The sequence below is a fragment of the Rhodospirillales bacterium genome (assembly GCA_016710335.1).
Lineage (GTDB): Bacteria > Pseudomonadota > Alphaproteobacteria > Rhodospirillales > Defluviicoccaceae > JADJXQ01.
The window spans coordinates 218,600-231,193 of sequence record JADJXQ010000005.1; the positions used below are offsets into that span (position 1 = coordinate 218,600).

Below are 12,594 nucleotides of genomic sequence, written 5' to 3' on the forward strand. Positions count from 1 at the left end.
GTCACGATGATCGGTTGTTATCGTCTTGATCGCCGCCCTGCGCACCGCCCATCTCGTTCGGGCGGTTCAGGGTCCTGAGAGTGGCCATCGATTGCAGGACCTGGCGCTCGGCAGCAAGCCAGAAGTCCAGCGACCGGCCGTAGTGCCCGCCGGCCGCTTCCCACATGTAGTACGCCGTCCGCCGAATGCGGTCGTGATAGTGGTCGGGGGAGAAGGCCTGGAACGCCTGCGCCACAATCCGCTCCGCGCCCACGTTGGCGCCGGCCGTCCGCATCGCGGCCTCGGCGATGGCGCGCGCGTGCCGCTCGGCGGCCAGCCAGAAATCCATGGTGTACCCGGCCCGCTTCTCCGCATTCTCCCACATGATATGGGCCAGTTGGCGCACCTGATCGGCGTGGGCCGCGACGAGATCCGCCGGGGTCACCACGTGACGCTGCTGAATTTTGTCCTGTTCCGATTGCGCCATCGCGATAGTTCTCATCCGCTTCGTCACGGCAGCCATCTCTCCCACCATCTGTTCGGCCATCACCCAGAAGTCGATGGACCGTCCGTAGTGCTGGTCCGCCGACGCCCAGATGTGATACGCGAGCCGGCGAACCTGCTCCTGCGTCCTTTCATTCATGGTCCAGGTGTCCCTCGGCCGGTCGTTGGCGCAACAGAGGATAACGCTGCCAGCCCACATTGAGTCCGCGAAAAACACAGACGCGCGCCGGAGTCAAGGGACGGAAGGCGCGGGGCGCCGGCAGTCGATCAGCGCGATGAGCAGGATGCGCCGCCAAGCACGCAAAACTGGGCGCAAAACGGATGATTAAGTCTGACCGAGCGTCTGCCTTCGGCCAGCGTCTCGCCCAGCTCGAACTCGGGGTCGTACGGCAGCAAGGTGCAGGGGACGACGACGGGCGTGTCGGAACTCTTACGTTTGATGACCATGCGCGACGAGGCGCACATCATGCTGTCCGGCGCCACCCCGAGGATCTGCCAACAGTGCACGCTGATCTCCGGCGCGTCGGTGACCGCGTCCATTTCCGGAAACAGGATCAGCGATGCCGGGTCGTCAGCGTCGATCGGCAACCCTTCCCGTGCAAACAGGCGGCGATAGCCGTCTCGCAGGGCGTCTTCCGGCTCGTCCCAGACCGTGCGGCCGGCGACGTCGAGGCTGAAGCCGTTGGCGGCCAACCAACGCAGCCCGTCCAGGGCCGGCTGCCAGGTGCGCGGCCCGCGCAGGCGTTCGTGCAAGTCCGCCTCGTAGTGATCCAGCGACACCCTGAATGCCAGCGCATCACGTAAGCGCGCCTTAAGCGCCAGAAGCTCGGCCCTGCGATGGTGCATCGGCTTCATCGCATTGGTCAGCACCAGGACGCGGAAGCCGCGCGCGAGCGAGTCTTCGATCATCGTCGGCAACTCGCGGTTCATGAAAGGCTCGCCGCCGGTGAAGCCGATTTCCTCAACCGGCATGCGCTCCCGCCGGATCTCGTCCAGATAGGCGCCAACCTCGGCCGCGCTGATGTACGCCAGCCGGTCGTTTGTAGGGCTCGATTCGATGTAGCAGCCGGCGCAGGTCAAATTGCAGAGGCTCCCGGTATTGATCCACAATGTCCGGAAGCGGGTAAGCGCGACGACTGCCCGCGGCTCGCCCTTGGCAGTGACTTCGGGGTCGCGAAACTTCTGCCGATCAAGGGTTTTGGTGACCATCAGGCCGGTTTCGGGCATCGAGATCCTCGATCGTTACTGAAGCACGTGCGGCTGGTATGCGACGACCGTCCGACGCAGCCAAGAAAAATTTGCTCACGAGTCTGCGAGCGCCAGCACCGCCTCGCGTACCCGGCGGCCGCTCCCTTGCCGGCAGCGCCGCGCTCGTCTATACAGATTTCGAGGTCGAACGTGCTTAGGATTTGCGGGTGTAGCTCAGTGGTAGAGCATTGGCTTCCCAAGCCATGTGCGAGGGTTCGATTCCCTTCACCCGCTCCACATACCCCTGAGCAGGCCCTGCCGGAACACACATGAGGAAGCACGGCATCAAGCCGCGGCGCTTCACCGGCACGCGCTTGGTCATCGCCAGCCACAACGCCGGCAAGGTGCGCGAGATCGGCGCCTTGTTGGCGCCGTACGGCGCCGACGTCGTCTCCGCGGCTGAGTTGGGATTGCCGGAACCGGAGGAGACCGGCGAGACGTTCGTTGCCAATGCGGAATTGAAGGCGGGCGCGGCTGCCGCGGGCTCGGGCCTGCCGGCGCTTGCCGACGATTCGGGCCTGGTGGTCCCCGCCCTGGACGGAGCGCCGGGCGTCCGCTCCGCCCGCTGGGCGGGTCCGGGCAAGAACTTCCGTGTCGCCATGGAGCGCGTGCAGGCGGCGCTCGCCGACACCCCCGACCGGCGCGCCCACTTTGCCTGCGCCCTCGCCCTCGGCTGGCCCGATGGGCGTTGCGACACGTTCGAGGGTACGGTGCACGGCCACTTGGTGTGGCCGCCGCGCGGCGACGAAGGCTTCGGGTATGACCCGATGTTCGTGCCCTCCGGCGCCCACATCACTTTCGGCGAGATGGATCCGGACCACAAGCATCGCATCTCCCACCGCGCCGACGCCTTCCGCAAACTCGTTGCCGCATGCTTCGCACCGGCCGACGATGACGCCGGCTGTTGACGGACGAGAGGCGAGCGATGCGTTGCTGAACCGCATCGCCATCTACGTCCATTGGCCGTTCTGCCGGTCCAAGTGCCCCTACTGCGACTTCAACAGCACCGCCGCTGACGTTGTGGATCAACATCGCTGGCGGCGCGCGTTGCTGGCGGAACTGGCGTGTTGGGCCGAAGAGACGCGTGACCGGACCGCGGTCAGCGTGTTTTTCGGGGGCGGGACCCCCTCGCTGATGGACCCGCAGACCGTTGCCGACGTCGTCGCGGCAGTGCACCGGCATTGGCGGGTGACGGACGATCTGGAAGTCACGCTGGAGGCCAATCCGAATTCCGTGGAACGGGACCGCTTCGGAGCGCTGCGTGACGCCGGCGTCAACCGCATGTCGATCGGCGTCCAGTCCTTCGACAATCGCATCCTTGCATTCCTCGGCCGGTCGCACGACGCTGACGAGGCACGGCGGGCGGTCGAAACAGCGCAGCGGAGCGTCCCGCGCGTGTCTCTGGACCTCATCTACGCGTGGCCGGGTCAGTCCCTCGCCCATTGGCGACGCGAACTCGAGGCGGCGCTTGCCGTCGCCGGCGAGCACGTATCACCCTACCAACTCACGATCGAGCCCGGCACGCCGTTCCATCGGCAGGGGGTGCGCGGCGCCGACGAGGACCCTGCCGCCGACCTCTATGACCTGACCGACGAGGTGCTGTCGGCGGCAGGTCTGGATGCCTACGAGATTTCGAACCATGCCCGCTCCGGCGCCGCCTGCCGTCACAATGTCTTCGTCTGGCGGGGCGGCGACTACATCGGCGTCGGACCCGGCGCCCACGGGCGCCTCCGCCGCCAGGGACGGACTTTCGCCACCCGCCAGCATCGCCGTGCCGACCGCTGGTTGGCGGCAGTGGAGACAGCCGGTCACGGCGGCACGAGGCGCGCGCCGTTGAGCGCCGACGCTCGTGTCGAGGAATTGCTGCTGCTTGGGCTCAGGTTGACGTCGGGCATCGATCGTCGAGATTTCAGGGCTCTCACCGGCCGGGAGATCGAGGAGGCGGTTGAGCCGGTAGCGCTGCGGCGTTTGAAAAGCGCCGGACTGGTGGCGCTTGACGATGTCGGTCTGCGCGTGACGCGCGGCGGCCGGCTGCTGCTCGATACGATCTCGGGCGCGCTGCTCGCCGGTGCTATGAATGGGAAGGACCAGCGGAAGCAGGAGGGGGAGGGCGGCAGGCGGTCGCCCTCGATGCCTTCTGACAGAGCCGTGCCCGATCAAAAACCGGTCGGGGCGTAGCTGACGACCTGGCTGCCGCTTGGTTGAACCTCCATCACCGCGAGCCCGCGCTCGGCGACGCCGCCGGGGGTGAAGCGGAAAATCCCTTCGCTTCCGGCAAAGCCGTTGGGGGCCATCAGCACTTGCGGCGCGAACGCCGCGCTGCCGCGATTGCGGGCGAGGACCGCGGCGAGCGCCGTGGCGTCGTAGGCGAGGGTGGCCAGCCGCGGCGGCGTCTCGCCATAAGTGATGCGGTACTGCTCAAGAAAGCGATCGCGATTCTCCGACGGCGGCACCGCGAACCAGCCACCGACCAGCGCTGGTTCCCGCCCGGTGTTGGGTTCGTCCCAGACGCCGGTACCGAGCACCTTCACCTCGCTGGGCTCGATCCCGTAGTACGGCAGCAACGCCGCGATTGTCTGCAACTGCTGCCCACCGTTCGCGACCAGCAACGCGTCGAACCCGCCGCCGCGGGACCAGCGGCGCGTTCCATCGGCGCCGGGCGTGGCGGCCTGCGGCGCCTCTGCGGCGCTGATGTTGCTGCCCTTCTGAACCTGGGCGAGCCGCTGGACCAGTTCGGTGAAGTCCTGGGCCCCAGGGTCGTGCAGTTCGATGTGGGTCACGTCGATCCCGAGGTTGTAGGCGCTGTCTCGGGCTGCAGTCACCACGACCTCTCCGTAGCCGTTATCCGGAGCAACGACGGCAATCCTTCGGTAACCCTGCGATGCCGCGTACGCCACCACGCGCTGGACCTGCTCCCCTGGAGTCAATCCGAGGATATAGACATTGCCGCCGGCGACGGTGCGATCGTTCGAAAACGAGATGACCGGCGTGTCGCTGAGTTGCACGACCTCCGCTACCGCCGCGGTGGAACTCGACAACAGCGGGCCGATGATGAGCGCTGCGCCATCTTCGATCGCGGCGCGCGCCGCCGCCGCGGCACCCTCCGGTACGCCGCGCGTATCGTACGGGTGCAGCTCGAAGCCTGGCGGGGCCAAGTTGAAAACCGCCATTTGGGCCGCGTTCAGCATCGACTCGCCTAACTGGGCATGGCGACCGGAGAGCGGCAACAACAGCGCCGCCCTCACCGCGCCCAGGTCCGACGGCGGCAGCTGCGGCGCCGCCCCGGGTTCTGCCGGCGGAACGAGCAGGGCGACATCGCCGTCGCCGCTGAGGATGTCGGCCGGTGGCACACCGCGCGCGTCGCCGTCATAAACTAAGATCTCCCGCTCCGGCGCCGGTGCGGCGGGCGCCGCCGTGACACCGGACGGTTGTGTTCCCGTCGGAGGCGGGGGAGACTGGCACGCGGTGACCATGGTCAGCACAGCGGCGGACATCATCCATGCGGCGACGACGAGCGGCCGGCAGCGGGAAAACCGGGCTAGCATCGGGCGTATCCAGGCCTTTCAGCAACGGTGAAGCGGAGGCAGCGCAACAAGGTAGCGAGGAGCAGGTTGCTAGTAAACCGGCCACGGCAGAGCGAGTGCAGCAATTCGCCGACCTGGCTGCCGATCTGGCGCCGGGGCTGTACGTCGTCGCCACGCCCATCGGCAACGCCGCCGACGTGACCTTTGCGCGCCCTCCGCGTCCTCGCTGCGGTGGACGCGATCGCCTGCGAAGACTCTCGCGTGACGGCCAAGCTGCTCGCCATTCACGGTATCCGCAACTCCCTCATCCCCTATCACGATCACAACGCCCGCACCGTCGGGCCCGCCCTGCTCGAGCGCCTGGAGAAGGGCGCTCGGATCGCGCTGGTGTCGGATGCCGGGACGCCGCTGATCTCGGACCCCGGATATCCTTTGGTGCGCGCGTGCGCCGACGCCGGTATCGCGGTCATTCCGGTGCCGGGCCCTTCGGCGGTGACGGCGGCTTTGGCGGTGTCCGGCTTGCCGACGGATCGCTTCCTGTTCGCCGGCTTTCCGCCGCCGCGCAGCGCCGGCCGCCGTCGCATGCTGGAGGATCTAGCGGCAATCCCGGCGACGCTGGTGTTCATGGAATCGCCGCGCCGGCTGGCGGCGTCGCTCGCCGACATGGCGGCGGTGCTGGGGTCCCGCGATGCGGTGGTGATGCGCGAACTCACCAAGCTGTTCGAGGAGGCGCGGCGCGGCGTTCTTGATGAGCTTGCTGCATATTATCGGGACGCCGGCGCGCCTCGGGGCGAGGTGACCATCGTCGTGGCGCGAGCCGAAGCGCGCCCGTGGGACGACGACGCGGTGGATCGATCCCTTTCGGCAGCGCTGCAGGAGCACCCGGTCGGTCAAGCCGCCGCCGTCGTCGCCCGCAAGACAGGCCGTTCGCGCAAGGATCTCTATGCCCGCGCCCGCGCCCTGAAGCACGAGAAGCGCTGATGTCGGGGCGCAGCGGCACGCAGAAGCGGCAGCGGGCGCGGCGCTTGGGCCGCGCCGCCGAGGCCATCGGCGCGCTGTGGCTGAGGCTCGCGGGCTACAGGATCCTGGCCCGCGACTTTCGGGTGCCGGTCGGGGAGATCGACATCGTCGCGCTGCGCGGCACGACGCTGGCGTTCATCGAGGTCAAGGCGCGAGCGGATGCGAGCGGAACGAGTGCGGCCGACGAGGTGTTGTCGCTCCGGCAGCGCCGGCGCATCGCGCGGGCCGCAGAATCGTTCCTGAAGCTGCATCCGCACCTGGCCGACCGCGCCATTCGGTTCGATCTGATCGTGTTCGGGAAGAACGGCGAGTGGTGCAGGGCGGGATGGTGCCCGCGCACCTGGTTCGGATGGCGGCCGCGCCATGTGACCGCGGCCTGGCGAACCGACGACTGACCGCGGCCGCAGCAGACATAAGCCGAAAGGCGTATCCTATTGATTCTCATGCAAACTATGACCCATTCGACTGAATGATTCGAATGGGTCTGTGCACCAGCTACTTCGTGGTCAGGGCCCGGGCCAACTGGCTCAAGGCCTCCCGGTGCCGCTCACTGGGTATCTGGGTGAAGTTGCGCGACAGTTCCAGGCACATCCGTTGGCGGACCGACAATTCCTCTTCACCGCTCGGCCCTTCGACGCCGTCGAAGAAGTAACTGACGGGAACCCTTAACACTTGCGCGATTTCATAAAGGCGTCCGGCAGAAATGCGGTTGATGCCGCGCTCATACTTGTGGGCCTGCTGATAGGTGACGCCGATCATGTCCGCCATCTGCTGCTGGCTCAACCCCAACATGACCCGACGCTCGCGGATCCGCCCGCCGACGAAGCGGTCGACGTCGGTCGCCCGCAGCGTGGCCCTGCTGCTCAGCGGGTTGTCATTGTCAAACGGGGACATTGCCTCATAGCTCCTCGACGCTATTTTCCGCCTCTTTTTGCACCCGCGTACTTTAGGGGTACACGCTGCGAGTGTCCACAGGCCGATTTCTCGGCGCCCTCCCCGCTGATGAGAAACGTGGGAACTTCCAACAGTATATCAACTGGCGATTTTGCCGATCCTGGAGCCGGAGCCGATCCTCGCACCCGGAGCCGCGGGAGGCTGGAGAACCGCCTACTCGCCCTGGCGGCGATCGGTGAGTTCGTCCAACTGCTGCTGCATGCGGTTGAGGCGGGCGCGAAGATCCTCGATCTGATCGCCCGCCCCGCCGGGGGCTGCCTCCGCCTCCAGCGGCGCGGCACGCTGCTCGGGTCCGGCAGCCTCGTCCTCTGCCACGAAGAACGGGTTGAACATCTTTATGGCGCTTTCCAGGATCGCGATGTTCTGCTTGCTCATTTCCTCGAGTGGCCCGAACGGCATGATGCCGTGGACCGTGCCCCGCACGTAATCGCGCATTTGCTCCTGATTACGAGCAAATACGTGCATCGTGTACTCGAGGTAACGGGGAACCAGCACCTGCAGGCTGTCTCCGTAAAAACTGATGAGGTGCCTGAGGAAGCTGACCGGCAGCAGCTTCTGCCCCTTGGCCTCTTCCTCGACGATGATGTGCGTCAACACCGCCCGGGTGATGTCCTCGCCGCTCTTGGCGTCATACACGACGAAGTTCGCCCCTGCCTTGACCATGGTGGCCAAGTTGTCGAGCGTGACGTAGCTGCTGGTCGCCGTGTTGTAGAGCCGGCGGTTGGCGTACTTCTTGATAGTGATCGGCTTGTGCCGGCTGTTGGCGCCTGCTGCCTTCTGATCCATAGCGCTTGCGCTTTCACACGCTGCATCAAAAACGAGTATCCAACCATACCTTATCCCAAGCGGATGTTGCGATGCAACGTGCGTATGCGGATCGCGAGCTTTCCCCTCGTCTCGCTGCGGGTTGCGAAAGCGATGCGATAGCGGCGCATTTGCAGGATCTTGTACAGCTTCGTCATCCCCGAGGCGCTAGGAGGGCAGCATTCGCAGGATTCCGACGGCGACCACGCACTTCGCAACTGCGAAGAGACCCTTTATCTTTTGCAGGAAAGCGGGTAAACGTGGTCGTTCAACGGATCGTGCGCGGCTGCTGCCATCAAAGCGCTTCGAGCGGCCGCACCGGGCGCTCAGACGGAATTGATCTCGGGAGGAAAGTGTTCGTCATGGAAATCAACAAGATCGGTATCATCGGGACAGGGACCATGGGTCTCGGCGTCGCGCAAGTCTGCGCCCAGGCCGGGCGGCAGGTGGTGGCCGTCAAGGCGACGCCCGGCTCGGTCGACAAGCCGCGGGCGCAACTCGACAAAGCGTTCTCGCGCGTCGTCGATCGCGGCAAGATGGATGCCGAGCAGAAAGATGCGATCATGGGGCGCATCACCGTCACCGACAACGAGGGAGCGGTCGCCGATTGCGACCTCGTGATCGAATCCATCATTGAAGACATCGACATCAAGAAAGCCCTGTTCAAGCGTCTCGATGCGCGGTGCCGAGCCGACACTTTGTTGACCACCAACACCTCGACATTGTCCGTCACTGCGATGATGGCGGTGTGCCGCAAGCGCGATCGCATTGCCGGGCTCCACTTCTTCAACCCGGCCACGGTCATGAAGCTGGTGGAGATCATACACGGCTTCGAGACGTCGGAGCAGACGATTTCGGCCCTGGAGGGTTTCTGCAAGGACATCAACAAGGATCCGGTCACCGTTCAGGACACCACCGGCTTCATCGTCAATCGCCTGCTCACGCCTTACATGCTCAACGCGATCCGCATGCTGGAGCGCGGCACCGGCACCATCTCCGACATCGACCACGCCATGAAGTCCGGCGCAGCGCACCCCATGGGCCCGTTCGAGCTTGCCGACTACATCGGGCTCGACGTGGTCGAGGCCATGTCGATGAACATCTACATGGACGTGCGCCACGAGCACCACGCGCCGCCGCACACCCTCACGCGTCTGGTGCAACTCGGCTACCTCGGCCGCAAATCCGGCCTCGGCTTCTACGACTATTCGCAGAAACCGCCGGTTCAAAACCCGCGTCTGGAGCGTCCGGTGCATTGACGGGGTTCTCGGACACCCGTTCCGACATCACTTGGTTTTGCAGGCGTGCGAGGGCGTCCCGCACGCCTGCATCGATGATGGTGATGAGTTTTCGCAACACTGAGGCGATGGCGACGATTAGACTTGCGTGACCTGGCGGCGCGTCTGACAGAGGATTCGCGCGCTCGGGCGAGTTTTCGACGGACGCCGCGCGGGACAATGTGGAGTTGCAGGTGGACTTGCGCGGTCGCTAGCTGCTATAGATATGCGCCTTCTCCTAGAAGGCGCCGCGGCTCTTTCCCGTCTTAGGAGTTGTATCGGCGAAATCCACGGTCGGTGGCGCGGTGCAGGGCTCCGCACCGCCTTCAAGCCAGACCACGTTCCAGGAACCAATCATGTTGTCACACCTTCGCCAACTCGAAGCGGAAAGCATCCACATCATGAGGGAGGTGGCCGCCGAGTTTGAAAAGCCGGTGATGCTCTATTCCATCGGCAAGGACTCGTCGGTGATGCTGCGCCTTGCCGTCAAGGCGTTCTATCCGGCGAAGCCGCCGTTCCCGCTGATGCACATCGACACCACCTGGAAATTCCGGGAGATGATCGAGTTCCGCGACCGCATGGCGGCGGAGTACGGCTTCGATCTCATCGTCCACATCAACCAGGAGGGGGTCCGGGAGAACATCAACCCGTTCACCCACGGCTCGTCGATCCATACCGACATCATGAAGACGGAGGCCTTGAAGCAGGCGCTCGATCTCTACCAGTTCGATGCCGCATTCGGAGGGGCCCGGCGCGACGAGGAGAAATCCCGCGCCAAGGAGCGCATTTTCTCTTTCCGGACCGGCACCCACCGCTGGGATCCGAAGAAGCAGCGGCCGGAACTTTGGAACCTCTACAATGCCCGCGTCAGGAAGGGCGAGAGCATCCGCGCCTTTCCCCTCTCCAACTGGACCGAGTTGGACATCTGGCAATACATCTACGCCGACAACATCCCCATCGTTCCGCTGTACTTCGCAAAGGAGCGGCCGGTGGTGGAGCGCGATGGCCAGTTAATCATGGTCGACGACGACCGGATGCCGCTCGACCCTGGCGAAAAGCCGCAGATGAAGCGGGTGCGGTTCCGCACTCTCGGCTGCTATCCGCTGACAGCCGCGGTCGAATCATCGGCGGCGACGCTTCCCGACATCATCCGCGAGATGCTGTTGACCCGAACCTCCGAGCGCCAGGGCCGCATGATCGACCACGACGAGTCCGGCTCGATGGAAAAAAAGAAGCAGGAAGGCTACTTCTAACACTCTCGGACACGGTAGATCATGGACACGACCACGCTGATCGACGACGACGTCGTCGACTACCTCAAGGAGCAGGAAGAAAAGAGCCTGCTGCGCTTCATCACCTGCGGCAGCGTCGATGACGGCAAGAGCACCCTGATCGGGCGGCTCCTGTGGGATTCGAAGCTGATCTTCGAGGATCAGCTCTCCGCGCTGGAGGCGGACTCGAAGCGCGTCGGGACGCAAGGCGACGACATCGACTTCGCGCTGCTGCTGGACGGTTTGCAGGCCGAGCGCGAGCAGGGCATCACCATCGACGTCGCCTACCGCTTCTTCGCGACCGACCTCCGCCGCTTCATCGTCGCCGACACACCCGGCCACGAGCAATACACCCGCAACATGGCGACCGGAGCATCGACCGCCGACGTGGCGGTCATCCTGATCGACGCCCGCAAGGGGGTGCTGATCCAGACGCGCAGGCACAGCTACATCGTCTCCCTGATGGGCATCCGCCATGCTGGTGGCGGTCAACAAGATGGACCTGGTGGACTACTCGCGCCAACGCTTCGATGCGATCTGTCGCGAGTACCAGGAATTTGCCGCGCAACTCGGTTTCGAAACCGTCGTCTGCGTGCCGATCTCGGCGTTCAAGGGCGACAACGTGCTCGAGCCGAGCCCGCTGACCCACTGGTATCATGGCCCGTCCCTGATGGGCTTTTTGGCGACGGTAGAGGTTGCGCACGAAGCCGCAACGAAGCCGTTCCGCATGCCGGTGCAATGGGTCAACCGCCCCAACCTGGACTTCCGCGGATTCGCCGGCACCATCGAGAGCGGCTCGGTCGCCGTCGGCGATGCCGTCGCGGTTACCGCGTCCGGCCTGGTCAGCAAGGTCGCTCGCATCGTCACCCATGACGGCGATCTCGACCGTGCCGTCGCCGGGCAGGCGGTCACCCTCACCCTCGCCGACGAGATCGACATCTCGCGGGGCGACCTCCTGGCCGCGGCGGATGCTCGCCCCACCCATGCGGATCAGTTCGAGGCCAAGCTCATCTGGATGCATGAGGAGCCGCTGCTCCCGGGGCGCAAGTACATCCTGAAGATCGGCACCCAGTGCACCAACGCTCAAGTGACCGACCTCAAGCACAAGATCAACGTCAATTCGTTGGAGCATCAGGCGGCCAAGACGCTGGAGTTGAACGAGGTCGGCGTCTGCAACATCGCAGTCGATCGGCCGGTGTCGTTCGATCCCTATCCTGAAAACCGCGGCACCGGGCGGTTTATCCTGATCGACCGGCTGAACAACGCCACCGTCGCCGCTGGCATGATCGACTTCGCGCTCCGCCGCGCCACCAACATCCATTGGCAGGCGCTCGATATCGACAAGCGCCAGCGAGCCGCTGCCAAGGGCCAGACTCCCTGCGTGCTGTGGTTCACCGGGCTTTCCGGCTCGGGCAAGTCGACCATTGCCAATCTCGTCGAGCGCAAGCTCGCAGCGCTCGGCAAGCACACCTACATCCTCGACGGCGACAACGTGCGCCATGGCCTCAACAAGGACCTGGGATTCACCGACGCCGACCGGGTCGAGAACATCCGCCGCGTCGCCGAGACCGCCCGGCTGTTCGTCGACGCCGGGCTGATCACCTTCGTCTCGTTCATCTCGCCGTTCCGTTCGGAGCGGCGGATGGCGCGGGAGATGCTGCAGCCGGGTGAGTTCATGGAGGTGTACGTGGACACGCCGCTGGCCGTTTGTGAACAGCGGGACATCAAGGGCCTCTATGGCAAGGCGCGGCGTGGCGAGTTGAAGAACTTCACCGGCATCGACAGCCCCTACGAGCCGCCGGAAGCGCCGGAGATCCGGGTGAGCGGCGCCCAGTCGTCGCCGGCCGTGGCCGCCGAACAGATCGTCGCCGAACTCGAGCGCATGGGCGTCCTCAACCCGCTGGCCAGCGAGGAGTGACGCCAGCACCTCCTGGAAAAACACCAAGGCGGCCGAGCGAGGCGGGTGAGGGCGTCCCGCCGCCGCCGCGGCGGCGAAGCATAACGGTTGCTGGT

At 65.3% G+C, this 12,594-nt stretch carries 10 protein-coding genes, 1 tRNA gene and 2 pseudogenes; 8 read left to right on the forward strand and 5 right to left on the reverse strand.

Going from position 1 to position 12,594, the window contains the following annotated elements; all coding sequences use genetic code 11:
* Position 1 precedes the first annotated feature (1 nt).
* Both IPM60_10740 and IPM60_10745 read right to left on the reverse strand, forming a co-directional pair.
* Positions 2-622 (reverse strand): DUF2934 domain-containing protein, encoded by a 621-nt coding sequence (locus IPM60_10740; GenBank protein MBK8908356.1) that lies wholly within the window; start codon positions 620-622, stop codon positions 2-4.
* Positions 623-750: 128 nt separating this feature from the next.
* Positions 751-1,692 carry a radical SAM protein gene (locus IPM60_10745; GenBank protein ID MBK8908357.1) on the reverse strand — a complete coding sequence of 314 codons (942 nt, stop codon included), beginning with the start codon at positions 1,690-1,692 and terminating at the stop codon, positions 751-753.
* A gap of 202 nt (positions 1,693-1,894) precedes the next feature.
* On the opposite strand from IPM60_10745, the gene IPM60_10750 reads away from it, so the two are divergent.
* The 3 genes from IPM60_10750 (at position 1,895) to IPM60_10760 (ending at position 3,909) form a co-directional block, all read left to right on the forward strand.
* Positions 1,895-1,968: transfer RNA gene (locus IPM60_10750), tRNA-Gly, on the forward strand.
* 32 nt (positions 1,969-2,000) lie between these two features.
* Entirely contained in the window at positions 2,001-2,639 is a 639-nt protein-coding gene (rdgB, locus tag IPM60_10755) for an RdgB/HAM1 family non-canonical purine NTP pyrophosphatase (GenBank protein MBK8908358.1), read from the forward strand.
* Entirely contained in the window at positions 2,623-3,909 is a 1,287-nt protein-coding gene (locus tag IPM60_10760) for a coproporphyrinogen III oxidase (GenBank protein MBK8908359.1), read from the forward strand. The genes rdgB and IPM60_10760 overlap by 17 nt, the downstream gene beginning before the upstream one ends.
* Here the strand turns inward: IPM60_10760 and IPM60_10765 are convergent.
* A complete protein-coding gene (locus tag IPM60_10765; GenBank protein ID MBK8908360.1) occupies positions 3,888-5,276 on the reverse strand; it encodes a penicillin-binding protein activator in 1,389 nt (462 codons plus the stop codon). The genes IPM60_10760 and IPM60_10765 overlap by 22 nt on opposite strands.
* Between IPM60_10765 and rsmI the strand changes: the two are divergent.
* Together rsmI and IPM60_10775 are read left to right on the forward strand one after the other, a co-directional pair.
* Positions 5,231-6,236, forward strand: a pseudogene (gene rsmI / locus IPM60_10770) (16S rRNA (cytidine(1402)-2'-O)-methyltransferase). The gene IPM60_10765 and the pseudogene rsmI sit on opposite strands and share 46 nt — an antisense overlap.
* Positions 6,236-6,670 carry a YraN family protein gene (locus tag IPM60_10775; protein MBK8908361.1) on the forward strand — a complete coding sequence of 145 codons (435 nt, stop codon included), beginning with the start codon at positions 6,236-6,238 and terminating at the stop codon, positions 6,668-6,670. Before rsmI ends, IPM60_10775 begins: the two are co-directional and overlap by 1 nt.
* A gap of 100 nt (positions 6,671-6,770) precedes the next feature.
* Here IPM60_10775 and IPM60_10780 read toward each other — a convergent pair whose 3' ends face one another.
* Together IPM60_10780 and phaR are read right to left on the reverse strand one after the other, a co-directional pair.
* The gene (locus IPM60_10780; protein MBK8908362.1) at positions 6,771-7,169 is read right to left on the reverse strand and encodes a helix-turn-helix transcriptional regulator; all 399 of its coding nucleotides are present in this window, start codon (positions 7,167-7,169) and stop codon (positions 6,771-6,773) included.
* 213 nt (positions 7,170-7,382) lie between these two features.
* Positions 7,383-8,015 (reverse strand): polyhydroxyalkanoate synthesis repressor PhaR, encoded by a 633-nt coding sequence (gene phaR, locus IPM60_10785; protein ID MBK8908363.1) that lies wholly within the window; start codon positions 8,013-8,015, stop codon positions 7,383-7,385.
* Positions 8,016-8,395: 380 nt separating this feature from the next.
* Between phaR and IPM60_10790 the strand changes: the two genes are divergently transcribed.
* The 3 genes and pseudogenes from IPM60_10790 to cysN all read left to right on the forward strand — a co-directional run bounded on the left by IPM60_10790 (position 8,396) and on the right by cysN (position 12,499).
* Complete coding sequence (locus IPM60_10790) at positions 8,396-9,292, forward strand: 3-hydroxyacyl-CoA dehydrogenase family protein (protein ID MBK8908364.1); 897 nt, start codon at positions 8,396-8,398, stop codon at positions 9,290-9,292.
* 374 nt (positions 9,293-9,666) lie between these two features.
* The gene (gene cysD / locus IPM60_10795; GenBank protein ID MBK8908365.1) at positions 9,667-10,563 is read left to right on the forward strand and encodes a sulfate adenylyltransferase subunit CysD; all 897 of its coding nucleotides are present in this window, start codon (positions 9,667-9,669) and stop codon (positions 10,561-10,563) included.
* Positions 10,564-10,584: 21 nt separating this feature from the next.
* A pseudogene (gene cysN, locus IPM60_10800) lies at positions 10,585-12,499 on the forward strand (sulfate adenylyltransferase subunit CysN).
* Positions 12,500-12,594: the final 95 nt, after the last annotated feature.